The organism is Protofrankia sp. Cas4 (assembly GCF_963555915.1).
Lineage (GTDB): Bacteria > Actinomycetota > Actinomycetes > Frankiales > Frankiaceae > Protofrankia.
This window is the reverse complement of sequence record NZ_CAUVXL010000241.1, coordinates 1-22,161: the sequence shown is the minus strand read 5'-3', so window position 1 is coordinate 22,161 and position 22,161 is coordinate 1. Positions and strand designations below refer to the sequence as shown.

Annotated in this window: 34 protein-coding genes; all 34 read left to right on the top strand. The window is 66.3% G+C overall.

Going from position 1 to position 22,161, the window contains the following annotated elements; all coding sequences use genetic code 11:
• The first annotated feature begins 99 nt into the window (after positions 1-99).
• Positions 100-1,203, top strand: a complete 1,104-nt coding sequence (locus U9979_RS21790) for an RsmB/NOP family class I SAM-dependent RNA methyltransferase (RefSeq protein ID WP_322780789.1) — start codon at positions 100-102, stop codon at positions 1,201-1,203.
• Between the two features lie 337 nt (positions 1,204-1,540).
• On the top strand, positions 1,541-1,915 hold the full coding sequence (rpsL, locus tag U9979_RS21785) for a 30S ribosomal protein S12 (RefSeq protein ID WP_322747152.1): 375 nt from the start codon (positions 1,541-1,543) through the stop codon (positions 1,913-1,915).
• A complete protein-coding gene (gene rpsG, locus U9979_RS21780; protein WP_322747153.1) occupies positions 1,915-2,385 on the top strand; it encodes a 30S ribosomal protein S7 in 471 nt (156 codons plus the stop codon). The genes rpsL and rpsG overlap by 1 nt, the downstream gene beginning before the upstream one ends.
• 5 nt (positions 2,386-2,390) lie before the next feature.
• A complete protein-coding gene (gene fusA / locus U9979_RS21775; RefSeq protein WP_322747154.1) occupies positions 2,391-4,487 on the top strand; it encodes an elongation factor G in 2,097 nt (698 codons plus the stop codon).
• Positions 4,488-4,584: 97 nt separating this feature from the next.
• Positions 4,585-5,778 carry an elongation factor Tu gene (gene tuf, locus U9979_RS21770; protein WP_131748559.1) on the top strand — a complete coding sequence of 398 codons (1,194 nt, stop codon included), beginning with the start codon at positions 4,585-4,587 and terminating at the stop codon, positions 5,776-5,778.
• 165 nt (positions 5,779-5,943) lie between these two features.
• Entirely contained in the window at positions 5,944-6,252 is a 309-nt protein-coding gene (rpsJ, locus tag U9979_RS21765) for a 30S ribosomal protein S10 (protein ID WP_322747155.1), read from the top strand.
• A 16-nt stretch (positions 6,253-6,268) separates the two neighbouring features.
• Positions 6,269-7,009, top strand: a complete 741-nt coding sequence (gene rplC / locus U9979_RS21760; protein WP_322780788.1) for a 50S ribosomal protein L3 — start codon at positions 6,269-6,271, stop codon at positions 7,007-7,009.
• Positions 7,006-7,836 (top strand): 50S ribosomal protein L4, encoded by an 831-nt coding sequence (gene rplD, locus U9979_RS21755; RefSeq protein ID WP_322780787.1) that lies wholly within the window; start codon positions 7,006-7,008, stop codon positions 7,834-7,836. The genes rplC and rplD overlap by 4 nt, the downstream gene beginning before the upstream one ends.
• Positions 7,833-8,129 (top strand): 50S ribosomal protein L23, encoded by a 297-nt coding sequence (gene rplW / locus U9979_RS21750; protein WP_322747158.1) that lies wholly within the window; start codon positions 7,833-7,835, stop codon positions 8,127-8,129. The genes rplD and rplW overlap by 4 nt, the downstream gene beginning before the upstream one ends.
• 76 nt (positions 8,130-8,205) lie before the next feature.
• Positions 8,206-9,039: a 50S ribosomal protein L2 gene (gene rplB, locus U9979_RS21745; protein ID WP_322747159.1), complete on the top strand. Its 834-nt coding sequence runs from the start codon at positions 8,206-8,208 to the stop codon at positions 9,037-9,039.
• A gap of 71 nt (positions 9,040-9,110) precedes the next feature.
• Positions 9,111-9,392 carry a 30S ribosomal protein S19 gene (gene rpsS, locus U9979_RS21740; RefSeq protein WP_322747160.1) on the top strand — a complete coding sequence of 94 codons (282 nt, stop codon included), beginning with the start codon at positions 9,111-9,113 and terminating at the stop codon, positions 9,390-9,392.
• On the top strand, positions 9,385-9,822 hold the full coding sequence (rplV, locus tag U9979_RS21735) for a 50S ribosomal protein L22 (RefSeq protein ID WP_239310551.1): 438 nt from the start codon (positions 9,385-9,387) through the stop codon (positions 9,820-9,822). Before rpsS ends, rplV begins: the two co-directional genes overlap by 8 nt.
• Positions 9,822-10,946, top strand: coding sequence for a 30S ribosomal protein S3 (gene rpsC, locus U9979_RS25385; RefSeq protein WP_416220277.1), 1,125 nt, complete (start codon positions 9,822-9,824; stop codon positions 10,944-10,946). The genes rplV and rpsC overlap by 1 nt, the downstream gene beginning before the upstream one ends.
• A gap of 4 nt (positions 10,947-10,950) precedes the next feature.
• Positions 10,951-11,367 (top strand): 50S ribosomal protein L16, encoded by a 417-nt coding sequence (gene rplP, locus U9979_RS21725; RefSeq protein WP_322747161.1) that lies wholly within the window; start codon positions 10,951-10,953, stop codon positions 11,365-11,367.
• Positions 11,367-11,666 carry a 50S ribosomal protein L29 gene (rpmC, locus tag U9979_RS21720; RefSeq protein WP_322780786.1) on the top strand — a complete coding sequence of 100 codons (300 nt, stop codon included), beginning with the start codon at positions 11,367-11,369 and terminating at the stop codon, positions 11,664-11,666. Before rplP ends, rpmC begins: the two co-directional genes overlap by 1 nt.
• Positions 11,663-12,034 (top strand): 30S ribosomal protein S17, encoded by a 372-nt coding sequence (rpsQ, locus tag U9979_RS21715; protein ID WP_416220276.1) that lies wholly within the window; start codon positions 11,663-11,665, stop codon positions 12,032-12,034. Before rpmC ends, rpsQ begins: the two co-directional genes overlap by 4 nt.
• A gap of 130 nt (positions 12,035-12,164) precedes the next feature.
• On the top strand, positions 12,165-12,533 hold the full coding sequence (gene rplN, locus U9979_RS21710; RefSeq protein ID WP_131748536.1) for a 50S ribosomal protein L14: 369 nt from the start codon (positions 12,165-12,167) through the stop codon (positions 12,531-12,533).
• An 11-nt stretch (positions 12,534-12,544) separates the two neighbouring features.
• The gene (rplX, locus tag U9979_RS21705; RefSeq protein WP_322747163.1) at positions 12,545-12,862 is read left to right on the top strand and encodes a 50S ribosomal protein L24; all 318 of its coding nucleotides are present in this window, start codon (positions 12,545-12,547) and stop codon (positions 12,860-12,862) included.
• A gap of 8 nt (positions 12,863-12,870) precedes the next feature.
• On the top strand, positions 12,871-13,455 hold the full coding sequence (gene rplE, locus U9979_RS21700; RefSeq protein WP_322747164.1) for a 50S ribosomal protein L5: 585 nt from the start codon (positions 12,871-12,873) through the stop codon (positions 13,453-13,455).
• A gap of 66 nt (positions 13,456-13,521) precedes the next feature.
• Complete coding sequence (locus tag U9979_RS21695; RefSeq protein WP_322747165.1) at positions 13,522-13,707, top strand: type Z 30S ribosomal protein S14; 186 nt, start codon at positions 13,522-13,524, stop codon at positions 13,705-13,707.
• Positions 13,708-13,803: 96 nt separating this feature from the next.
• The gene (gene rpsH, locus U9979_RS21690; RefSeq protein ID WP_322747166.1) at positions 13,804-14,211 is read left to right on the top strand and encodes a 30S ribosomal protein S8; all 408 of its coding nucleotides are present in this window, start codon (positions 13,804-13,806) and stop codon (positions 14,209-14,211) included.
• An 11-nt stretch (positions 14,212-14,222) separates the two neighbouring features.
• Positions 14,223-14,759, top strand: a complete 537-nt coding sequence (rplF, locus tag U9979_RS21685) for a 50S ribosomal protein L6 (protein ID WP_322747167.1) — start codon at positions 14,223-14,225, stop codon at positions 14,757-14,759.
• Positions 14,760-14,770: 11 nt separating this feature from the next.
• Positions 14,771-15,139, top strand: coding sequence for a 50S ribosomal protein L18 (rplR, locus tag U9979_RS21680; protein WP_322747168.1), 369 nt, complete (start codon positions 14,771-14,773; stop codon positions 15,137-15,139).
• Between the two features lie 49 nt (positions 15,140-15,188).
• On the top strand, positions 15,189-15,797 hold the full coding sequence (rpsE, locus tag U9979_RS21675; protein WP_322747169.1) for a 30S ribosomal protein S5: 609 nt from the start codon (positions 15,189-15,191) through the stop codon (positions 15,795-15,797).
• The gene (gene rpmD, locus U9979_RS21670) at positions 15,797-15,982 is read left to right on the top strand and encodes a 50S ribosomal protein L30 (protein WP_322747170.1); all 186 of its coding nucleotides are present in this window, start codon (positions 15,797-15,799) and stop codon (positions 15,980-15,982) included. Before rpsE ends, rpmD begins: the two co-directional genes overlap by 1 nt.
• Positions 15,979-16,473 (top strand): 50S ribosomal protein L15, encoded by a 495-nt coding sequence (gene rplO, locus U9979_RS21665; RefSeq protein WP_322747171.1) that lies wholly within the window; start codon positions 15,979-15,981, stop codon positions 16,471-16,473. Before rpmD ends, rplO begins: the two co-directional genes overlap by 4 nt.
• Positions 16,474-16,873: 400 nt before the next feature.
• Positions 16,874-18,166: a preprotein translocase subunit SecY gene (gene secY, locus U9979_RS21660; protein WP_322747172.1), complete on the top strand. Its 1,293-nt coding sequence runs from the start codon at positions 16,874-16,876 to the stop codon at positions 18,164-18,166.
• Entirely contained in the window at positions 18,166-18,819 is a 654-nt protein-coding gene (locus tag U9979_RS21655; RefSeq protein WP_322747173.1) for an adenylate kinase, read from the top strand. The genes secY and U9979_RS21655 overlap by 1 nt, the downstream gene beginning before the upstream one ends.
• Before the next feature lie 347 nt (positions 18,820-19,166).
• Positions 19,167-20,000 carry a type I methionyl aminopeptidase gene (gene map / locus U9979_RS21650; RefSeq protein ID WP_322780785.1) on the top strand — a complete coding sequence of 278 codons (834 nt, stop codon included), beginning with the start codon at positions 19,167-19,169 and terminating at the stop codon, positions 19,998-20,000.
• Between the two features lie 162 nt (positions 20,001-20,162).
• A complete protein-coding gene (gene infA, locus U9979_RS21645) occupies positions 20,163-20,384 on the top strand; it encodes a translation initiation factor IF-1 (RefSeq protein WP_006541558.1) in 222 nt (73 codons plus the stop codon).
• Between the two features lie 113 nt (positions 20,385-20,497).
• Complete coding sequence (gene rpmJ / locus U9979_RS21640; RefSeq protein ID WP_322747174.1) at positions 20,498-20,611, top strand: 50S ribosomal protein L36; 114 nt, start codon at positions 20,498-20,500, stop codon at positions 20,609-20,611.
• Positions 20,612-20,800: 189 nt separating this feature from the next.
• On the top strand, positions 20,801-21,181 hold the full coding sequence (gene rpsM / locus U9979_RS21635) for a 30S ribosomal protein S13 (RefSeq protein WP_322747175.1): 381 nt from the start codon (positions 20,801-20,803) through the stop codon (positions 21,179-21,181).
• 90 nt (positions 21,182-21,271) lie between these two features.
• Positions 21,272-21,676: a 30S ribosomal protein S11 gene (rpsK, locus tag U9979_RS21630; RefSeq protein WP_013875088.1), complete on the top strand. Its 405-nt coding sequence runs from the start codon at positions 21,272-21,274 to the stop codon at positions 21,674-21,676.
• Positions 21,677-21,853: 177 nt separating this feature from the next.
• Positions 21,854-22,161 (top strand): 30S ribosomal protein S4 (gene rpsD, locus U9979_RS21625; RefSeq protein ID WP_322780784.1); only part of this gene is annotated, 308 nt, incomplete at its 3' end.

The following is a 22,161-nucleotide window of genomic DNA, read 5'->3' as shown; positions in this document are numbered from 1 at the left end:
CATAGGGAGTGGCCCAGGGCTCGATATCGTTGAGGATTTGCTCGTCAGCGCAGCCGGTCGAACGATTTGATGCGGTGTCGGGAAACGTGACTGCGGATTGTGGCCGACGACGTCGGCCGCCGCTGGATTATCCAGCGCATCAACCACATCAACCGCATCCAGCGCATCGACTGCATCGACCGCATTCGCCAGGTGGGCGGGTTCGGTAGCGTGTCACCGGTGGCCGGGGGTGCGCGGGTCGGTGGAGGAAGCCGGAAACGAACGCTGTTCGTCCGGCGGCTGAGTGAGATCCTGGACATGGCCGAGTCCGAGGTTGTCGCGCGCCTGTCCCTCGACCGGCGCACCGGGGTCCGGGTGAACCGGTTGTCGCCCCTGGGTCCAGCCGAGGTCCGCCGTGCCATCGCCGCGCTCGGGCTCACCCTCGAGCCGCTCGGCTGGTGCCCCGACGGATACCTCCTCGGCGGTGAGAAGCGGGTCCTGTCCGCCTCGGAGATCTTCACCGGTGGCCACGCCTACATCCAGAACATCTCCAGCCTCGTGCCCGCGCTCGCCCTCGATCCGGCGCCGGGGGAGGCGATCATCGACCTGTGTGCGGCGCCCGGCGGCAAGACGGCGCACATCGCCGCGCTGGTCGACAATGACGCGAGCCTGTGGGCGAACGACGGCATCCGGCCCCGGCTGGACAAGCTGCGCGAGGTGACGCAGCAGTTCCACGTCCGGCTCGCCGCCGCCACCTGTCACCCGGCCCAGTACGCGGACAAGTTCGTCGAGGGGCGGTTCGACCGGGTTCTGCTGGACGCCCAGTGCACCGGCGAGGGTCTGGTCGACCTACGTGACCCCGCCACGCTGCGGTACTGGAGCGAGGAACGGGTGACGAACTATGGCTGGCTGCAGCGCAAGATGTTGGTCGCGGCCTGTCGCCTGTTGCGCCCCGGCGGCATCCTCGTCTACTCGACGTGCACGTTCGGGCCGGAGGAGAACGAGGCTCCGCTGAGCTACCTGTTGCGCCACCACCCCGTGCAGGTGTGCCCGATCGAGGTCGACATCGACGGCTGGGCGCCGGGCGCATGGCGGCCGGGCCTGCGGCACTGGCGCTCGGAGACGTTTGATCCGGCGCTCGCCGGCGCTCGCCGGATCCTCCCGGGCAAGGATTTCGAGGGCTTTTTCGTCTGCAAGCTGCAGAAGCTGCCGTCCGCCGGCTAGTGGTTCCGCCCCGGGGGGCGGTGGTTCCGCCACCATCGGAGACCCCCGATTCGACACATCGGTTGCCGGTTCGGTAGTCTCGCCTTCTGCGGCGCTGTGCGCTGCACGTTTGACCTGTGTCTTGTGCCATCCAGTGGCGCTGTGGCCCGTCCTGCCGGGCCGGCGGCGACTTCGGACGGCCCGGCCCCACCTCAGGTGGACGGGCGCACTCCCATGGCAGACCGCTCGGGTTTCCCGACGGTTTTCCGAGGGGGTTCGACACACCCGACCGCGTGGGTCGGACACAGCTGACATATCGGCAGGTACCGGCAGGGACGGAAGAGGAACGGGAGCGGCGTTGCCGACGATCCAGCAGTTGGTCCGCAAGGGCCGGCAGGACAAGGTCGAGAAGACCAAGACCCCGGCACTCAAGGGGAGCCCGCAGCGTCGTGGCGTGTGCACCCGGGTCTACACGACCACGCCCAAGAAGCCGAACTCGGCGCTTCGCAAGGTCGCCCGTGTCCGGCTCCACAGCGGGATGGAGGTCACCGCCTACATCCCGGGGGTGGGGCACAACCTGCAGGAGCACTCGATCGTCCTGGTCCGCGGCGGCCGGGTGAAGGACCTTCCGGGCGTCCGCTACAAGATTGTCCGCGGGACGCTGGACACTCAGGGCGTCCGCAACCGCAAGCAGGGGCGCAGCAAGTACGGAGCGAAGAAGGAGAAGGCCTGATGCCACGCAAAGGCCCGGCTCCCAAGCATCCCGTCGTCGTCGATCCGGTCTACGGCTCACCGCTGGTGACAGCGCTGGTCAACAAGGTTCTCCTGAGCGGCAAGAAGTCGCTGGCCGAGCGGATCGTCTACGGCGCGCTCGAGGGTGCTCGGGAAAAGACCGGTAACGATCCAGTGGTCACGCTCAAGCGTGCCCTCGACAACGTCAAGCCGACGCTGGAGGTGCGCAGCCGCCGGGTTGGTGGTGCCACCTATCAGGTGCCGGTCGAGGTGCGCTCGAGCCGGAGCACGACCCTCGCGCTTCGCTGGCTGGTGGGCTATGCCCGGCAGCGGCGTGAGAAGACCATGACCGAGCGCCTCATGAACGAGCTGATCGACGCGAGTAACGGTCTCGGCGCGAGCGTGAAGCGGCGCGAGGACACCCACAAGATGGCGGAGTCCAACAAGGCCTTCGCCCACTACCGCTGGTAACCGATATGTCTGCTGACGTACCTACCGCGCTGGCCACGACCCGCAACATCGGGATCATGGCCCATATTGACGCGGGTAAGACCACGACCACCGAGCGGATTCTTTTCTACACCGGCGTCAACTACAAGATCGGCGAAGTCCACGATGGCGGTGCCACCATGGACTGGATGGAGCAGGAGCAGGAGCGGGGGATCACCATCACCTCCGCCGCCACCACCTGTACGTGGCGCGACAACATCATCAACATCATCGACACCCCGGGGCACGTCGACTTCACGGTCGAGGTGGAGCGCTCGCTGCGGGTCCTCGACGGTGCGGTCGCGGTCTTCGACGCCGTAGCCGGAGTCGAGCCACAGAGCGAGACCGTCTGGCGCCAGGCTGACCGCTACAACGTCCCGCGGATCGCGTTCGTCAACAAGATGGACCGGGTCGGCGCCGAGTTCCACCGCTGCGTCGACATGATGGTCGACCGGCTCGCCGCGACCCCGGCTGTCATCCAGCTCCCGTGGGGCGTCGAGGCCGACTTCAAGGGTGTCATCGACCTGGTCGCGATGAAGGGCCTGCTCTGGCACACCGAGGACAAGGGCGCCTCCTACGAGATCGTCGACATCCCGCGTGACCATGCTGAGGCTGCTCAGGAGTGGCGGGACAAGCTGGTCGAGACCGTCGCCGAGAACGACGACAGCCTGATGGAGCTGTATCTCGAGGGCCAGGTGCCCAGCGAGGAGCAGCTGCGGGCGGCGCTGCGCCGGGCGACCCTGGTCGGTTCGGTGAACCCGGTCCTGTGCGGATCGGCGTTCAAGAACAAGGGCGTGCAGCCGATGCTGGACGCCGTTGTCGACTTCCTGCCGAGCCCGGTGGACATCGGTGTCACGGTCGGGCACGCGATGGGTCGCGAGGAGACCGAGGTCTCGCGTGCACCGGATGAGAACGAACCGTTCTCCGCGCTCGCCTTTAAGATCATGACTGACCCCTACGTGGGGAAGTTGACCTATATCCGGGTCTACTCGGGCCGGCTCACCGCCGGATCGCCGGTGCTGAACTCGACCAAGGATCGCAAGGAGCGGATCGGCCGCATCCTGCAGATGCACGCCAACCACCGCGAGGATCGCGACGGTGTCGGTGCCGGTCAGATCGTCGCCGTGGTCGGCCTGAAGAACACGACCACCGGCGACACGCTCTGCGACCCGAACGCCCCGATCATCCTGGAGTCGATGACGTTCCCGGCGCCGGTCATCAGCGTCGCGATCGAGCCGAAGACCAAGGCCGACCAGCAGAAGCTGGGTACGGCCATCGGCCGCCTCGCCGAGGAGGATCCGACCTTCCAGGTCCGGACCGACGACGAGACCGGTCAGACGATCATCGCGGGTATGGGTGAGCTGCATCTCGACGTGCTCGTCGACCGGATGCGCCGCGAGTTCGGTGTCACAGCCAACGTGGGCAAGCCGCAGGTCGCCTACCGGGAGACCATCCGCCGCAAGGTCGAGAAGGTCGACTACACGCACAAGAAGCAGACCGGCGGTTCGGGGCAGTACGCCCGGGTGATCATCGATCTCGAGCCCTCCGGCGGTGACGGCGGTGGCTACGAGTTCGCGAACAAGGTCAGCGGCGGTCGTATTCCACGCGAGTACATCCCGTCCGTCGACGCCGGGTGCCAGGAGGCGATGGAGTTCGGTGTCCTTGCCGGTTACCCCCTCGTCGATGTGAAGGTCACCCTGACCGACGGTCAGTACCACGATGTCGACTCGTCCGAACTCGCCTTCAAGATCGCCGGTTCGATGGCGTTCAAAGAGGCGGCCCGCAAGGCCGACCCGGTCCTGCTCGAGCCGGTGATGGCGGTCGAGGTCACCACACCCGAGGACTACATGGGTGATGTGATCGGCGACCTGAACTCACGGCGCGGGCAGATCCAGGCCATGGACGAACGGTCCGGCGCACGCATCGTGAGGGCGACCGTCCCATTGTCGGAGATGTTCGGCTATGTCGGAGACCTGCGGTCGAAGACATCCGGCCGGGCCTCCTACTCGATGCAGTTCGACTCCTACGCCGAGGTCCCGGCGGGGGTTGCCAAGGAAATCATCGCGAAAGCACGCGGGGAGTGACGGGTGGCCGGGGCGGGGCGCACCTGCGCCGTCCCGGGCCTGACACGACCACGATCATCAGCACGGCACGACACCACCCGTCCTTGGAGGGACACCCGTGGCGAAGCAGAAGTTCGAGCGGAACAAGCCGCATGTCAACATCGGCACCATCGGTCACATCGACCATGGCAAGACCACGCTGACCGCGGCTATCACCAAGGTCCTGCACGACGCACACCCGGAGCTGAACCCCTTCACGCCGTTCGACCAGATCGACAAGGCGCCGGAGGAGAAGGCCCGCGGTATCACGATCTCGATCGCCCACGTCGAGTATCAGACCGACAACCGGCATTACGCCCATGTCGACTGCCCCGGTCATGCCGACTACATCAAGAACATGATCACGGGTGCCGCCCAGATGGACGGCGCGATCCTGGTCGTGTCGGCGACCGACGGCCCGATGCCGCAGACCAAGGAGCACGTGCTGCTCGCCCGCCAGGTCGGCGTGCCCTACATCGTCGTGGCGCTGAACAAGGCCGACATGGTCGACGACGAGGAGATTCTCGAGCTTGTCGAGCTCGAGGTTCGCGAGCTGTTGAGCTCGTATGAGTTCCCGGGTGACGACGTTCCGGTGGTTCGCGTCTCGGCGCTCAAGGCGCTCGAGGGCGACAAGGAATGGGGCGCGAAGCTTCTGGAACTGATGCAGGCTGTCGACGACTCCATCCCGGAGCCGGAGCGCGACATCGACAAGCCCTTCCTCATGCCGATCGAGGACGTCTTCACAATCACCGGACGTGGCACGGTTGTCACCGGTCGTGTGGAGCGAGGTGTCGTCAAGGTCAGCGAGACCGTCGAGATCGTCGGTATCCGGCCGGATGTCACCACGACGACCGTCACCGGTGTCGAGATGTTCCGCAAGCTGCTCGACGAGGGGCGTGCCGGTGACAACGTCGGCCTGCTGCTGCGTGGTGTGAAGCGCGAGGACGTCGAGCGCGGCCAGGTTGTCACCAAGCCGAAGTCGATCACGCCGCACACCAACTTCGAGGCGCAGGTCTACATCCTCAGCAAGGACGAGGGTGGTCGCCACACGCCGTTCTTCAACAACTACCGTCCGCAGTTCTACTTCCGGACCACCGACGTGACCGGGGTCGTGACCCTCCCCGAGGGTACCGAAATGGTCATGCCGGGCGACAACACCGAGATGACGGTCGAGCTCATCCAGCCGATCGCCATGGAGGACGGCCTGCGCTTCGCCATCCGCGAAGGTGGCCGGACCGTCGGTGCCGGTCGAGTCACCAAGATTCTCAAGTAGCCGCCGCGAGCGGCGGGCCGCAGGCCCCGTGGGCTCTTCACGCCCGCCGCTCGCGCGGTGCACGGACGTGTCAACAAGCGGTACATCCGGCGGCAGCTCCGGCCGGGAACGGACCCTGCAGGGCCAGCGAGCCGGACGAGACAGACAGGACAGGCGAAGCCCACCATGGCGGCACAGAAGATCCGCATCCGGCTCAAGGCCTACGACCACGAGATCATCGACAGTTCGGCGCGAAAGATCGTCGAGACGGTGACGCGGACTGGTGCGCAGGTCGCGGGACCGGTGCCGCTGCCGACGGAGAAGAACATCTACTGCGTGATCCGGTCACCGCACAAGTACAAGGACAGTCGCGAGCACTTTGAGATGCGCACACACAAGCGGCTGATCGACATTCTTGACCCGACGCCGAAGACGGTCGACTCGCTGATGCGCCTCGATCTTCCAGCCGGTGTCGACATCGAGATCAAGCTTTAAAGGGGCCGGCGCAGTCATGCTCAATCGCAACTACAGGGGCCTGCTGGGCACCAAACTCGGGATGACCCAGGTATGGGACGCGAACAACCGCATCGTCCCGGTCACAGTGATCAAGGCTGGCCCGAACGTGGTGACGCAGATCAGGACGTCGGATTCGGACGGCTACTCGGCAGTCCAACTCGGTTACGGTGAGGTCGATCCCCGTCGGGTGACGCAGCCGCTGCGCGGTCACTTCGCGCGCGCCGGGGTGCCCCCGCGGCGCCACCTGGTGGAGCTGCGCACGGCGGACGCCGAGAAGTACCGGCCCGGCCAGGAGCTCACCGGCGAGGTCTTCACCGCCGGTGAAGTGGTGGATGTGACCGGGACATCCAAGGGTAAGGGCTTCGCCGGTGTGATGAAGCGGCACGGCTTCAAGGGTCTTGGCGCCGGCCACGGTGTCGAGCGCAAGCACCGCTCGCCGGGTTCGGTCGGCGGCTGCGCCACTCCCGGGCGTGTGTTCAAGGGCCTGCGGATGGCCGGGCGGATGGGGCACGAACGGGTCACCGTCCCGGGCCTGACCGTCCACGCGGTCGACACCGAACGCGGTTATCTACTGATCAAGGGTGCGGTGCCCGGCCCTGACGGGGGTCTGGTGCTCGTCCGCAGTGCGGCCAAGCGTCCCGCCCCTGCCGACTTCGAGCCCGTTACCGAGATGGCAGCGCAGCCACCCGCCACGGGCGACAGTGCTGTGACATCCAGCGAGGAGGTGTCGACATGAGCGCAGCGACGACGGCAGCGCGCACCCGGTCGCGGGGTTCCGCGGATGCCACCGCCGAGCCCGAGACCCGCACGATCGTTGTCCACGCCCCCGCCGGTGGCGAGGTCGGCAGCACAGCGCTGCCCGGGGCGGTGTTCGACATCGCATTGAACGTCCCGCTCATCCACCAGGTGGTGGTGGCTCAGCTCGCCGCGGCGCGCCAGGGCACCCACTCGACGCTGACCCGCGGCGAAGTCCGTGGCGGCGGTCGTAAGCCCTACCGGCAGAAGGGGACAGGACGGGCCCGCCAGGGCTCGCTGCGTGCCCCGCAGTTCACCGGCGGCGGCATCGTCCACGGCCCCAAGCCCCGCTCCTACGACCAGCGGACGCCCAAGAAGATGAAGGCCGCCGCGCTGCGCGGGGCCCTGTCCGACCGGGCGCGCAACAACCGGATCCACGTCGTGTCGTCTCTGGTCGCCGGTGAGACGCCGTCGACGAAGGCCGCGGTCACGGCGCTCCGGGCGATCGCGGACACCCGCCGGGTGCTGGTCGTGGCGGCCCGCGACGACGACGTCACCTGGAAGAGCCTGCGCAACGTCCCCGCCGTGCATCTGCTCGATCCCGGCCAGCTCAATACCTATGACGTGCTCGTAAGCGACGATGTCGTGTTCACGCAGGGCGCTCTGGTGACGTTCCTGGCCCGATCGCAGCCGCCGGCGGCAGGGGAGTCCGAAGCTGGCATCCCGGCCGGCGACGCGGAGCCACTGGGAGTCCCGGAGTCGTTGACCCGCCCCGGTCACGACGCGCAAGCCGATGACGACGCGGAAGCCGAGGAGGAAGCCAAGTGATTCCCGATCCGCGTGACGTGATCATCAAGCCGGTCGTCTCCGAGAAGAGCTACGGCCTGCTGGACGAGAACGTCTACACGTTCATCGTGCGTCCGGATGCCAACAAGACTGCGATCAAGATTGCGGTCCAGCAGATATTCAACGTCCGGGTGCTGCGGGTGAACACCATCAACCGCTCGGGAAAGCGCAAGCGCACCAAGGGCGGTTGGGGCCAGCGGAAGTCCACCAAGCGGGCCATGGTCAGCCTGGCCCCCGGGGACGCCATCGAGATGTTCGGAGGCCCTGGTGCGTGACACGCAAGCCGACGAGAACACCGCCAGGCGCCCGCTGGGCCCGGCGCGCCGTAGCTCGGACACGGGTAGGTAGACAATGGGCATTCGCAGGTACAAGCCGACCACCCCCGGCCGCCGTGGCTCGAGCGTGGCCGACTTCGTCGAGATCACTCGTGACCACCCGGAGAAGTCGCTGGTCCGCCCGCTGCACTCGAAGGGCGGTCGCAACGTCCACGGGCGCATCACCACGCGGCACCAGGGTGGTGGTCACAAGCGTGCGTACCGTCTGATCGACTTCAAGCGGGACAAGGACGGCGTGCCGGCCAAGGTCGCGCACATCGAGTACGACCCGAACCGGACGGCACGGATCGCACTGCTGCACTACGCCGACGGCGAGAAGCGCTACATCCTCGCCCCGGTGAAGCTCAAGCAGGGTGACATGGTCAGCTCGGGCACGACGGCTGACATCAAGCCGGGTAATGCCCTTCCGTTGCGCAACATCCCGACCGGCACGGTGGTACATGCCATCGAACTGCGTCCCGGTGGCGGAGCGAAGATCGCGCGTAGCGCCGGTACAAGCGTGCAGCTGGTGGCCAAGGACGGTCCCTTCGCCCAACTGCGGATGCCCTCCGGCGAGATCCGCAATGTCGACGTCCGGTGCCGGGCGACGGTCGGCGAGGTGGGCAACGCCGAACAGAGCAACATCAACTGGGGCAAGGCCGGCCGGATGCGCTGGAAGGGCCGTCGTCCCACCGTCCGCGGTGTGGCGATGAACCCGGTCGACCACCCACATGGTGGTGGTGAGGGCAAGACCTCCGGCGGCCGTCATCCGGTGAACCCCAAGGGCCGCCCCGAGGGCCGCACCCGTGCCACCCGCAAGGCGAGCGACGCGCTGATCGTCCGTCGTCGGAAGCAGAACAGGCGGCGGTGATCATGATCAATCCCATTCGGTGTCAATCGACGCATGACCATCGGTTCTGAGCAGGAAGGAGGAGACACGCCATGCCACGCAGTCTGAAAAAGGGCCCGTTCGTCGACGACCACCTGCTCAAGAAGGTGGACGTGCAGAACGCCAAGGGCACGAAGAACGTCATCAAGACCTGGTCGCGGCGTTCGACGGTGATCCCGGACATGCTCGGGCACACCATCGCCGTGCACGACGGCCGCAAGCACATCCCGGTGTTCATCACCGAGGGGATGGTCGGTCACAAGCTCGGCGAGTTCGCGCCGACGCGGACCTTCCGCGGTCACGTCAAGGAAGACCGGAGGTCACGCCGTGGCTGACGACCTCGTGGACGGGCTCACCCGGTCCGGTCTGGACGGAGCGAAGGCATCGGCCCGCTATGTCCGGGTCTCGCCGACCAAGGCACGTCGGGTCGTCGACCTGGTCCGTGGCCGTTCCGCCCGCGAGGCCCTGGACATCCTTCGCTTCGCCCCACAGGCGGCCAGCGAGGACGTGTACAAGGTGGTCGCGAGCGCGGTCGCGAACGCCGAGCACAATCACGGGCTTGACCCGTCCACGCTCTGGGTGGGTGAGGTCTACGTCGACGAGGGCCCGACGCTCAAGCGCATCCGTCCGCGGGCGCAGGGTCGTGCCTACCGGATCCGGAAGCGGACCAGCCACATCACGGTCGTCGTTGAAAGCCGGGAACCGGTTTCGGTGACCCGCGGCGCGTCGACCGGCGCATCGCAGACTGCAAGGAGGGCCCGGTAGTGGGGCAGAAGGTCAACCCGCACGGGTTCCGACTCGGGATCACTTCGGAGTTCACCTCTCGTTGGTACGCCGACAAGCAGTACAAGGCGTATGTCGGCGAAGATGTGAAGATCCGTAAGATGATGTCCCGGGGCATGGAGCGTGCGGGAATCAGCCGGGTCGACATCGAGCGGACCCAGGGCCGGCTGCGGGTGGACATCCACACCGCCCGCCCGGGGATCGTCATCGGACGTCGCGGTGCCGAGGCCGACCGCATCCGCGGCGACCTCGAGAAGCTGACCGGCAAGCAGGTCCAGCTCAACATCCTTGAGGTGAAGAACCCTGAGGTCGACGCCCAGCTCGTCGCGCAGGGCGTGGCGGAGCAGCTGTCGAGCCGGGTCAGCTTCCGGCGGGCGATGCGCAAGGCCATGCAGTCGGCGATGAAGGGCGGCGCCAAAGGCATCCGGGTGCAGTGTTCCGGACGCCTCGGCGGGGCCGAGATGAGCCGCTCGGAGTTCTACCGCGAAGGCCGGGTGCCTCTGCACACGCTGCGCGCCGACATCGACTACGGATTCTACGAGGCCCGGACCACCTTCGGCCGTATCGGTGTGAAGGTCTGGATCTACAAGGGTGACATCGTTCAGAGCCGTGCGGAGCGGGAGGCGCAGGAGGCACTTCAGCGCCAGCACCGCCGGGAGCGTCCGCGCCGTGGGCCGCGTTCGGGTTCGTCGGGTACCACCACCGGCGGCACCGAGGCCGGTCGTGCGGCAGCGCGGCAGGGTGAGCGGCGGGGGGGTCGTGGCAGCGGCGGCGGCGACGCAGCGACGGTAGGCGGTGCCGCTGCAGGCGGTGCCGCTGCGGCCGACGCCAGTCCCGCACCGACCGTCGTTGCCCCGAGCGCGCAGGCGGATGTCCCGGCGGCTCCGGCTCCGGCTGCTCCGCCAGCAGCGCCGGCTCCGGCTCCGGCTCCGGCTGCTCCGGCAGCAGCTCCGGCTCCGACCCCGGCTCCGACCCCGGCTCCGCCCCCGGTAGCAGCGCCGACCCCGGCTCCGCCCCCGGCAGCAGCGCCGGCCCCGGCAGCAGCGCCGGCCCCGGTCGATACCGCCGCGCCCGCGACGCAGGCTGCCCAGGAGACGGAGGGCTAGGACGATGTTGATTCCCCGCAAGGTCGCACACCGCAAGCAGCACCACCCCGATCGTGGTGGCGCGGCCAAGGGCGGCACCAAAATCGCGTTCGGCGAATTCGGCATCCAGGCGCTCGAGTCCGCCTATGTGACGAACCGGCAGATCGAGTCGGCGCGTATCGCGATGACGCGTCACATCCGCCGTGGTGGCAAGGTCTGGATCAACATCTACCCGGACCGGCCGCTGACCAAGAAGCCGGCCGAGACCCGGATGGGTTCCGGCAAGGGTTCACCGGAGTGGTGGATCGCCAACGTCAAGCCCGGACGCATGATGTTCGAGCTCTCGGGTGTGGCCGAGCCGGTCGCCCGGGAGGCGATGCGGCGTGCCATCCACAAGCTCCCGATGAAGTGCCGGTTCGTGACCCGCGAGGGAGGTGCCTGATGGTGACCGCGACCGCGGACGAACTGCGGGCACTGTCCGGGCAGGACCTGGTGGACAAGCTCCGCGAGGCCAAGGAGGAGTTGTTCAACCTCCGTTTTCAGGCGGCCACCGGCCAGCTCTCCAACAACCGTCGCCTGCAGGCCGTTCGGCGCGACATCGCGCGCATCTACACGGTGCTTCGGGAGCGTGAGCTCGGTCTTGTCGATGATCCTGATCTGATCGAAACCGGTGTGGTCGGAGCGGTTGACGGCATCGAGCCGTTGCAGGCAACGGCGGCAATACAGGTGGAACGGGCGTGAATGGGATGACAACGGACGGCACCCCGACGACAGGCAACCCCCCGGCGGAGGCGGCGCCTACCGCGCCGGCCGCCGTGCCGACCACTGCGCCGGCCGCCGCGTCGGGCGCGACCGCCGATCGCGGCTTCCGCAAGGTTCGTGAGGGCCTCGTGGTCAGCGAGAAGATGGCCAAAACCGTGGTCGTCGCGGTGGAGGACCGGGTTCAGCACCCGCTTTACGGCAAGACCATCAGGCGTACCAAGAAGGTCAAGGCACACGACGAGAACAGTACGAGCGGCGTCGGTGACCGGGTTCTGCTCATGGAGACCCGGCCGCTGTCAGCGACCAAGCGCTGGCGTGTGGTGGAAGTGCTGGAGAAGGCGAAGTAGATCGACCAGCCGATCGTGTAGGACCGGCCGAAGGCGGCGTGATCATGTTCTGTGCGCCGCGGGAGGCATTGGAAGGGTCTAGCGAGCCGGCCGCCGGCAGGCGGGCGCAGACGCAGTTCGGGAGCGGGAAGTGATCCAGCAGGAGTCGCGACTTCGGGTCGCCGACAACACGGGTGCCAGGGAACTGCTGTGCATTCGGGTACTCGGCGGTTCGGGGCGTCGTTATGCCGGTATCGGCGACATCATCGTCGGGACCGTGAAGGACGCCCTGCCCGGGGCCGGCGTCAAGCGCGGCGACGTGGTCAAGGCGGTCGTAGTACGCACTACCAAGGAGCGCCGGCGTCCCGACGGCTCCTACATCCGGTTCGACGAGAACGCCGCCGTGCTCATCCGGGACGGTGGCGACCCCCGGGGTACGCGCATCTTCGGCCCGGTTGGCCGGGAGCTGCGTGACAAGAAGTTCATGAAGATTATTTCGCTGGCGCCGGAGGTGCTGTGACCGTGGCCGGAATGAAGATCAGGAAGGGTGACACGGTCCAGATCGTGACCGGTAAGGACCGTGGTCTCAAGGGAAAGGTCATCAGGGCTTTTCCCGTTGAGGACAAGGTGATTGTCGAGGGTGCGAACAGGGTCACCCGGCACACCCGGGTGGACACCTCGGCCCGCGGCTCGCAGTCCGGCGGGATCGTGACCCAGGAAGCGCCCATCCACGTCAGCAACGTCATGATTGTGGATCCGTCCGACGGCCGTCCGACCAGGATCGGCTACCGCGTCAACGACGACGGTACGAAGGTGCGGATCTCCCGCCGCACCGGCACCGAGCTGTAGGGATCGAAATGACTACTATCACCGAATCCCGAGTCACCGAACCCCGTCCGTTGCCACGGCTCAAGCTGCGGTATCGCGAGGAGATCGCGTCGGGCCTGCGTGAGCAGTTCCACTACCCGAACGTGATGCAGATTCCGACCGTGGTCAAGGTCGTGGTCAACATGGGTGTCGGCGACGCCGCCCGGGACGCGAAGCTCATCGACGGCGCGTTGCGGGACCTCACAGCGATCACCGGCCAGAAGCCGGCCGTTCGTCGGGCGAAGAAGTCCATCGCGCAGTTCAAGCTGCGGGAGGGCATGCCTATCGGGGCGAAGGTAACCCTGCGTGGTGATCGGATGTGGGAGTTTCTGGACCGGCTCGTGTCGGTAGCCCTCCCGCGTATCCGTGACTTCCGGGGCCTGTCACCGAAGCAGTTCGACGGATCCGGTAACTACACCTTCGGCGTGGTCGAACAGTCGATCTTTCATGAGATCGACATAGACCGTATCGACCGGGTCCGCGGCATGGACATCACGGTTGTCACGACCGCTACCAAGGACGACGAGGGCCGCGCGCTGCTTCGCGGGTTGGGCTTCCCCTTCAAGGAGAACTGATGGTAACCGGTGGTGCGATTGTGGTTTTCGCACCACCGGCGGCCAGAGAGAAGGCATGGCAGGCAGATGGCGAAGAAGGCATTGATTGAAAAGTCGATCCGCAAGCCGAAGTTCGGCGTGCGGGGCTACACCCGTTGCCAGCGATGCGGGCGGCCGCGGTCGGTTTACCGGACGTTCGGTCTGTGCAGGGTATGCCTACGGCAGATGGCGCACCGTGGAGAGCTTCCCGGGATCACCAAGAGCTCGTGGTAGCGGGAAAGCTCCGCTGCTGACTCACACCACCCACCGGTTCGCGGCAGGCCCCGGTCCGATATTCCGGGGAACCGCCACGAGGAAGGCTCCAGCCCCATGACGATGACAGATCCAATTGCGGACATGCTGACCCGTGTCCGCAATGCCAACCGCGCATACCACGATCAGGTGGTGATGCCGAACAGCAAGATCAAAACGCATATTGCCGAGATCCTCCAGCAGGAGGGTTACATCGCCGGATGGCACGTTGAGGAGCCGCCGGAAGGCGCCGTCGGCGCGTCCCTCGTCGTGGAGCTGAAGTACGGCCCGAACCGAGAGCGCTCCATCGCCGGAGTGAAGCGCATCAGTAAGCCGGGCCTGCGGGTCTACGCAAAGGCGACCAACCTGCCCAAGGTGCTCGGCGGCCTCGGCGTGGCGATCATCTCCACGTCATCGGGCCTGCTCACTGACAGGCAGGCCAACAAGCGCAGGGTAGGCGGGGAAGTCCTCGCCTACGTCTGGTAGGGGGTCGCGCGATGTCACGCATTGGACGGCTGCCGATCTCGGTGCCCAGCGGCGTGGATGTGTCCATGGACGGCTCGGCGATCGTCGTCAAGGGGCCCAAGGGGACTCTCAGTCATTCTGTAGTGGAACCGATCACCGTCAGTGCACAGGACGGTCAACTGCTCGTCACCCGCCCGGACGACGAACGCCGGTCGCGGGCGTTGCACGGTCTGACCCGTTCGCTTGTGGCCAACATGGTCACCGGGGTCACCAGCGGATACTCGAAGGCGCTTGAGATCGTCGGCGTCGGTTACCGCGTTCAGGCTCGGGGCTCGGATCTGGAGTTCGCACTCGGTTTCAGTCACCCGGTCGCGGTGAAGGCACCGGAGGGCATCCGGTTCGAGGTGCAGTCGCCGACGCGTTTTGTCGTTCACGGGATCGACAAGCAGCAGGTCGGTGAGGTGGCAGCCAAGATCCGTCGGCTCCGCAAGCCAGACCCGTACAAGGGCAAGGGTGTGCGGTACCAGGGCGAAGTCGTCCGCCGCAAGGTCGGCAAGTCCGGGAAGTAGGGGAACGGATCATGGCTGTCAGTGTCAGCGCCCAGCGGCGTTCGGCGAAGCTTCGCCGGCACGTGCGGATTCGCAAGAAGATCGCGGGTACACCCGCCCGCCCGCGGCTCGTGGTCACGCGCTCGGCTCGTCACATTTATGCCCAGGTCATCGACGACAGCGCCGGCCACACCCTCGTGTCAGCGTCCACGCTGGACGTGTCGCTGCGTGCCACGGACGGCGACAAGACCGCACAGGCGAAGGCCGTCGGGCAACTCGTCGCCGAGCGTGCCCGGCAAGCGGGAATTGCCGCGGTGGTGTTCGATCGTGGTGGTCGGACCTACCACGGCCGGATAGCCGCGCTCGCGGACGCCGCCAGGGAAGGCGGGCTGGAGTTCTGATGCCCCGCCGTTGGACGCGCGGAAACTCAACGAACAGGGAGATGTACTGATGCCAGGCCAGCAGCGCCGCGGAGGCGGCTCCGGCGGCTCTGACCGTCGGGAACGCCGCGACCGCCAGGGCGGCGGTCCGGCGCAGGACAAGAACGCCTACATCGAGCGTGTCGTCGCCATCAACCGGGTGGCGAAGGTGGTCAAGGGCGGTCGGCGGTTCAGCTTCACCGCACTCGTCGTCGTTGGTGACGCGGACGGCACTGTGGGTGTGGGTTACGGTAAGGCCAAGGAGGTGCCGGCCGCCATCGCCAAAGGCGTTGAGGAGGCCAAGAAGCACTTCTTCAAGGTGCCGCGGATCGGCTCGACGATTCCGCACCCGATCCAGGGCGAGGCTGCGGCCGGAGTCGTGTTGCTCAAGCCGGCCTCGCCGGGTACCGGCGTCATCGCCGGTGGCCCGGTACGCGCGGTGTTGGAGTGCGCGGGTGTTCACGACGTCCTGTCGAAGTCGCTGGGCTCGTCGAACCCGATCAACATCGTGCATGCCACCGTTGCGGCACTACGGGGTCTGATGCGTCCCGAGGAGATCGCGGCACGCCGCGGACTGCCGATCGAGGACGTTGCACCGCCGGCGATGCTGCGGGCCCGGGCGGCCGGGGTCGGTGCGTGATGGCACGCTTGAAGATTACCCAGATCCGCTCCGGCATCGGCGGGACGCGAAACCAGCGTGAGACCCTGCGGACCCTCGGGCTCCGTCGAATCAGAGCCACTACTGTCCGCGATGACCGCCCGGAAGTGCGCGGGATGATCGCAACTGTGACCCATCTCGTTACGGTCGAGGAGGTGGATGAATGAGCAACCTGACCAAGACATCCGAGGTGGAGACGGCGGATGCCGCCCGCGGCCGCGGCCTCAAGATTCACCACCTCAAGCCCGCACCGGGCGCCCACAAGGCCAAGATGCGCGTCGGTCGGGGTGAGGGCTCCAAGGGCAAGACCGCCGGTCGCGGTACGAAGGGGTCGAAGGCGCGCAAGCAGGTCCCGGTCCGCTTCGAGGGCGGCCAGATGCCGCTGCACATGCGCGTGCCCAAGCTCAAGGGGTTCAGGAACCGGTTCCGCAAGGAATACCAGGTTGTCAATGTCGCCACTCTCGCCGAGCTGTTCCCGGCGGGCGGTGAGATCAGCGTGGATGACCTGGTCGGTGCTGGTGCGGTGCGCCGCAATGCTCTCGTGAAGGTCCTGGGCGACGGGGAGATCGGCGTGGCCCTTAATGTGAGCGCCCACGCGTTTTCCACCAGCGCCCGGGAGAAGATCCTCGCTGTCGGCGGCAGCGTCGTCGAGCTCTGAGGCTGTGCGGCGCCCCGTGCGACGCGAAGCCCCGTCCGGCGCTTGGCGTCGCACGGGGCTTCCGGCGGCGGGGGAGCCCGGTAGCCGGGGAGATGCATGATTGTTCCGTCTCCGGTTGCGTCCGACCCACAGTTTTGTAACGATAAGCCAGGTCTGTTCTGAATAATCCGAAAGGCTATGGGCCAACTGGCGCCGCCACTGATCCCGGCGGTGACCGACGGTTGTGCCGGCTCCGGGATCGGCCGTGATGCCGGCGCGCTGGATGCCATCGCTGGCCCATGTCGGGACGAGTGGACCGTCTCTACTGTTACAGTCGGCACACCGTGCACCGCCGGTCCTATGTTCGGTCGGGACAGTCGTCCATCGAGTGCGTTTGCCGTGACGATCAGCAGGAGGAGTCGTGCTCACCGCCTTCACGCGGGCCTTCCGCACGCCTGACCTGCGTAAGAAGCTGCTCTTTACGTTCGGGATCATCGTCCTGTTCCGGATGGGCAGCGTGCTGCCGTCTCCGGGGATCTCAACCAGTGCGATCAACCAGTGCCTGTCCTCCGCGAGCGCCGACAGCCGCAACGTCTACTCGCTGATCAATCTTTTCAGCGGGGGCGCTCTTCTTCAGCTCTCCATCTTTGCGCTGGGGATCATGCCGTACATCACGGCGAGCATCATCATCCAGCTGCTGGTCGTGGTCATTCCGCGTCTCGAACAGCTGAAGAAGGAAGGCACGTCCGGCGAGCAGAAGCTCACGCAGTACACCCGTTATCTGACTATTTCCCTGGGAGTGCTACAGGCGACCGGCATCGTCGCGCTCGCCCGCAGCGGCAACCTCTTCCCCGGCTGTTCCACGCCGATCATCCCGGACACCAGCCTGTTCCGCATCGCGGTCATCGTCATCACCATGACCGCGGGCACCGCCGTCATCATGTGGCTTGGCGAATTGATCACGAGCCGCGGCGTCGGCAACGGAATGTCCCTGTTGATTTTCACGTCGATCGCGGCCGCACTGCCGTCGCAGGGAACGCGGATTCTCCAGGTGGCCGGCGGTGTCGTCTTCAGCCTGATTTGTCTGCTTGGTCTGGCGATCGTCGTATTCGTGGTGTTTGTCGAGCAGTCACAGCGCCGGATCCCGGTGCAGTACGCCAAGCGGCTGATCGGCCGCAGAATGTACGGCGGTACCTCGACCTATCTGCCAATCAAGGTCAACCAGGCCGGCGTCATACCTGTGATCTTCGCGTCGTCCCTGCTCCAGCTTCCGCAGCTGCTCGGTCAGGTCTGGGGCAACAGGACCTTCCAGGATTTCGAACAGCGCTACCTGGCTCGGGGTGATCATCCCCTCTATCTGATTATCTATGCCGGTCTGATCATTTTCTTCACCTACTTCTACGTGGCCATCACTTTCAACCCGACCGAGGTGGCGGACAACATGAAGAAGTACGGCGGTTTCATCCCTGGAATTCGGCCCGGCCGGCCGACCGCGGAGTACCTCGATCGGGTTCTGTCGAGGATCACCCTCCCGGGTTCGCTCTTCCTCGGCGTCATCACGGTGCTGCCGCTGGCGCTGCTGAACCTCACCAAGCAGCAACCGTTCCCCTTCGCCGGCACCTCGGTACTGATCATTGTGGGGGTGGGGCTGGAGACCGTCAAACAGATCGAAAGCCAGCTCATGCTCCGCAACTACGAAGGTTTCCTGCGGTAGTGCGCCTCGTACTGGTCGGACCGCCGGGTGCGGGCAAGGGCACCCAGGCCGCGTTCATCGCCCAGGCGCGGTCGATCCCCAAGATCTCAACGGGAGACATCTTCCGGGCGAACGTCCGAGAGGGCACTGACCTCGGCGTGCTCGCGAAGCGGTACATGGATGCGGGTGATCTCGTTCCTGATGAGGTCACCATCGCGATGGTCCGAAATCGGCTGGCCGAGGAGGACGCCGCCAAGGGCTTCCTGCTTGATGGGTTCCCGCGCAACGTGCCGCAGGCCGAGGTCCTGGGGCAGCTGCTCGAGGGAATGGGTACGCGCCTGGATGTCGTCCTGGAACTCGTCGTCGACGACGATGAGGTGGTGCGGCGGCTGTCCGGGCGGCGGACCTGCCGTAACTGTGGGCACATCTGGCATGTGGACTTCGATCCACCCGCGGTGGAGGGCGTCTGCGATCGCTGCGGCGGTGAGCTGTTCCAGCGTGACGACGACCGTTCCGACACCGTGCGCCACCGGCTGGAGGTCTACGCCGAACAGACCTCACCCCTGGTGGCCTACTACGCGGCAAAGGGCCTGCTGATCGGTCTCGACGCCACCGGCCCGGTGGACAACGTCACCGATCGTGCGTTGGACGCTCTGCGTCACTATGCCAGCTAGGGTCTGCCGCCCGGATGTTGATGAGTGCGTACGGCGGTCTGGGCGGCGATGGGGCAGGGGCGGTTGGCGGTGCCGGCGTTCTCGGTTGCGGCGCCCGTAGGCGGCGCCGTGCCGATTCGGCAGGCAGACTTGGGCGGGACCGCGGTTTCGGGTCACCCGGCCGAAGGGCACGCGATCATGTTTTTCGCGTGACCGGAGGCCGCAGGCAGACATGGCCGAAGGGCACGCGATCATGTTTTTCGCGTGACCGGAGGCCGCAGGCAGACATGGCCGAAGGGTACGCGATCATGTTTTTCGCGTGACCGGAGGCCTCGAACAGACCAGGGATACGGACCGGGGCGACGAGCGTGGCGCGACGAGAGCATGTCCAGATCAAGACCGATGGTGAGATCGCTAAAATGCGGGTGGCGGGACTTGTCGTCGCGCGCACCCTGGCGAAGCTGCGTGCGGCCGTCGAACCGGGTGTCAGCACCGCTGATCTCGATGCCATCGCCGAGAAGGCCATCCGCGACGAGGGTGCCATCCCATCCTTCAAGGGCTACCAGGGCTTTCCGGCGACGATCTGCACGTCGGTCAACAACGAGGTCGTGCATGCCATCCCCCAGCGCAAGCGGGTGCTGCGCGAGGGAGATCTCATCTCGATCGACTGTGGCGCGATCGTGAACGGCTGGCACGGTGATGCCGCGATAACGGTGCCGGTCGGAGCGGTTGCGCAGAACCTCCTGGAGATGACCGAGGCGTGTGAGCAGGCACTGTGGCGAGGTCTGGCGGCCGCGCAGCTCGGGGGTAAACTCACCGACATCTCGGCGGCGGTGGAGCGTTACGTCCATCCACTCGGGTACGGCATCGTGGACCACTACGGCGGGCACGGGATCGGCACCGAAATGCACCAGCCACCCCACGTCCTCAACCATGGGCGACCGGGCCGCGGCATCCGGCTGGTCGAAGGGGTGGCACTCGCGATCGAGCCGATGATCACGCTTGGTAGGCCGGACACAGCGGTGCTCGACGACGACTGGACGGTGGTCACCACCGACGGCTCGTTCGCCGCTCACACGGAACACACGGTCGCCGTCACATCGCGGGGGCCCTGGGTGCTGACCGCGCTCGATGGCGGCGTCGCGAAGTTCGCCGAGCTCGGTGTGGCCTGCGGCCAGCCGGCCCAGAGCTCCGCTGCCTGATCGCAGCCCCGCACGGCGCTCGACCGTCCTGTTCGGTCGCACGGCAGAGCCAGGTTGGCTCTTGACGGATGGGCAACGTACACTTAGGAGCCGACGGTTAGTCGGGCGTTGACGTTCGTCTGTGTCCACCGTCGGACACCCGAGGGTAGGACAGCGGAGGACATGCCGAAGAAGGACGGGGCCATCGAGATCGAGGGCCGAGTTGTGGAGCCACTCCCGAACGCAATGTTCCGGGTTGAGCTCCAAAACGGTCATCGCGTTCTCGCCCACATCAGTGGCAAGATGCGTCAGCACTACATCCGAATCCTTCCGGAGGACCGGGTGGTCGTCGAGCTGTCCCCGTACGACCTGTCCCGGGGTCGGATCGTCTACCGCTACAAGTAAGCTCGCCTGGCCGACGGCGATGTGATGGTTGATCAGATCACTCGCCGGAGGCCGGGGATTCCCAGCCATCCGGACGCGCGCCCCAGCGGTTGCGCAAGGAGGTTCGTGCAGCCGTGAAGGTCAAACCGAGCGTCAAGAAGATGTGCGAGAAGTGCAAAGTGATCCGTCGCCATGGCCGGGTAATGGTCATTTGTGACAATCTGCGCCACAAACAGCGTCAGGGCTGACGCCGTGGCCCGGTGGTCGGGAACGATGCTTCGCGGCTACGGGGTGTTGGACATGCTCGTCAAAGCGTCACCGTGTCGTGTCAGACGGCACTCACCCCCGGTCGGAGGCCGGGGCCCGGTTCGACGGACAGCGCGCCGTGACGGGGTGGGGACGCTCAAGACCTCCGGTACAGGAAGGAAATACCTGGTATGGCACGCCTGTCAGGCGTAGACCTCCCACGGGAGAAGCGGATCGAGGTTGGTCTCACCTACATCTTCGGGATCGGCCGGACCCGCTCACTGGAGACCCTCGCCGCCACCGGGGTCAACCCGGACACACGCGTTCGCGACCTCTCCGAGGAAGAGATCGTCAGCCTCCGGGAGTGGATCGACGCGCACTACCGGGTCGAGGGTGACCTGCACCGAGAGGTACGCCAGGACATCCGGCGGAAGATGGAAATCGGTTGCTACCAGGGCCTGCGGCACCGGCGGAACCTTCCCGTCCACGGGCAGCGGACCCACACCAATGCGCGTACCCGCAAGGGTCCACGCCGTGCCATCGCCGGCAAGAAGAAGGCCGGTAAGAAGTAGTAGTCAGCGGCTTTCGGTCGGTGTGACCACTGTCGGTCATCACCGCCGGGCACTGACCGACGACCTCGCAAACGGAGACCACGAGCACATATGCCGCCAAAGACGCGTGCCGCCGGGATCAAGAAGGTCCGGCGCAAGGAAAAGAAGAACGTCGCGCACGGCCACGCCCACATCAAGAGCACCTTCAACAACACGATCGTGTCGATCACGGACCCCAGCGGAAATGTGATCTCCTGGGCGAGCGCCGGGCACGTCGGGTTCAAGGGCTCCCGTAAGTCGACGCCGTTCGCCGCGCAGATGGCGGCGGAGAACGCCGCTCGCAAGGCGCAGGAGCACGGGATGCGCAAGGTGGACGTCTTCGTCAAGGGTCCGGGGTCGGGCCGGGAGACGGCGATCCGCTCCCTGCAGGCGGCTGGCCTTGAGGTCGGCGCCATCCAGGACGTGACCCCGACGCCTCACAACGGTTGTCGGCCGCCCAAACGACGTAGGGTCTGACCCGGTACATCAGGGCCCGCGGTGGCGCGAGGAATGCCTCGGTCGCGCTACCTCTGGCGGAGTTCGCGCCGGCAACACCAGGGCTGAGTGGTCACCAGGTGATCACTCAAGGCCTCCGGTGGCGCGACGAAACACATGATCGCGCCATCTCTGGCCGAAAAGGAGAGAAGGACAAGCATGGCCCGCTATACCGGCGCGGACTGCAAGCGCTGCCGCCGTGAGAAGACGAAGCTGTTCCTCAAGGGCAGCAAGTGCGAGTCACCCAAGTGCCCGATCGAGATCCGGCCGTATCCTCCGGGTGAGCACGGCCGTGGCCGCACCAAGGACTCCGAGTACCTGCTGCAGAAGCGTGAGAAGCAGAAGTGCGCACGCATCTACGGGATACTTGAGAAGCAGTTCCGCGGCTACTACGACGAGGCGAACCGCCGAACCGGCAAGACCGGCGACGAGCTGCTGAAGATCCTCGAATCGAGGCTCGACAACGT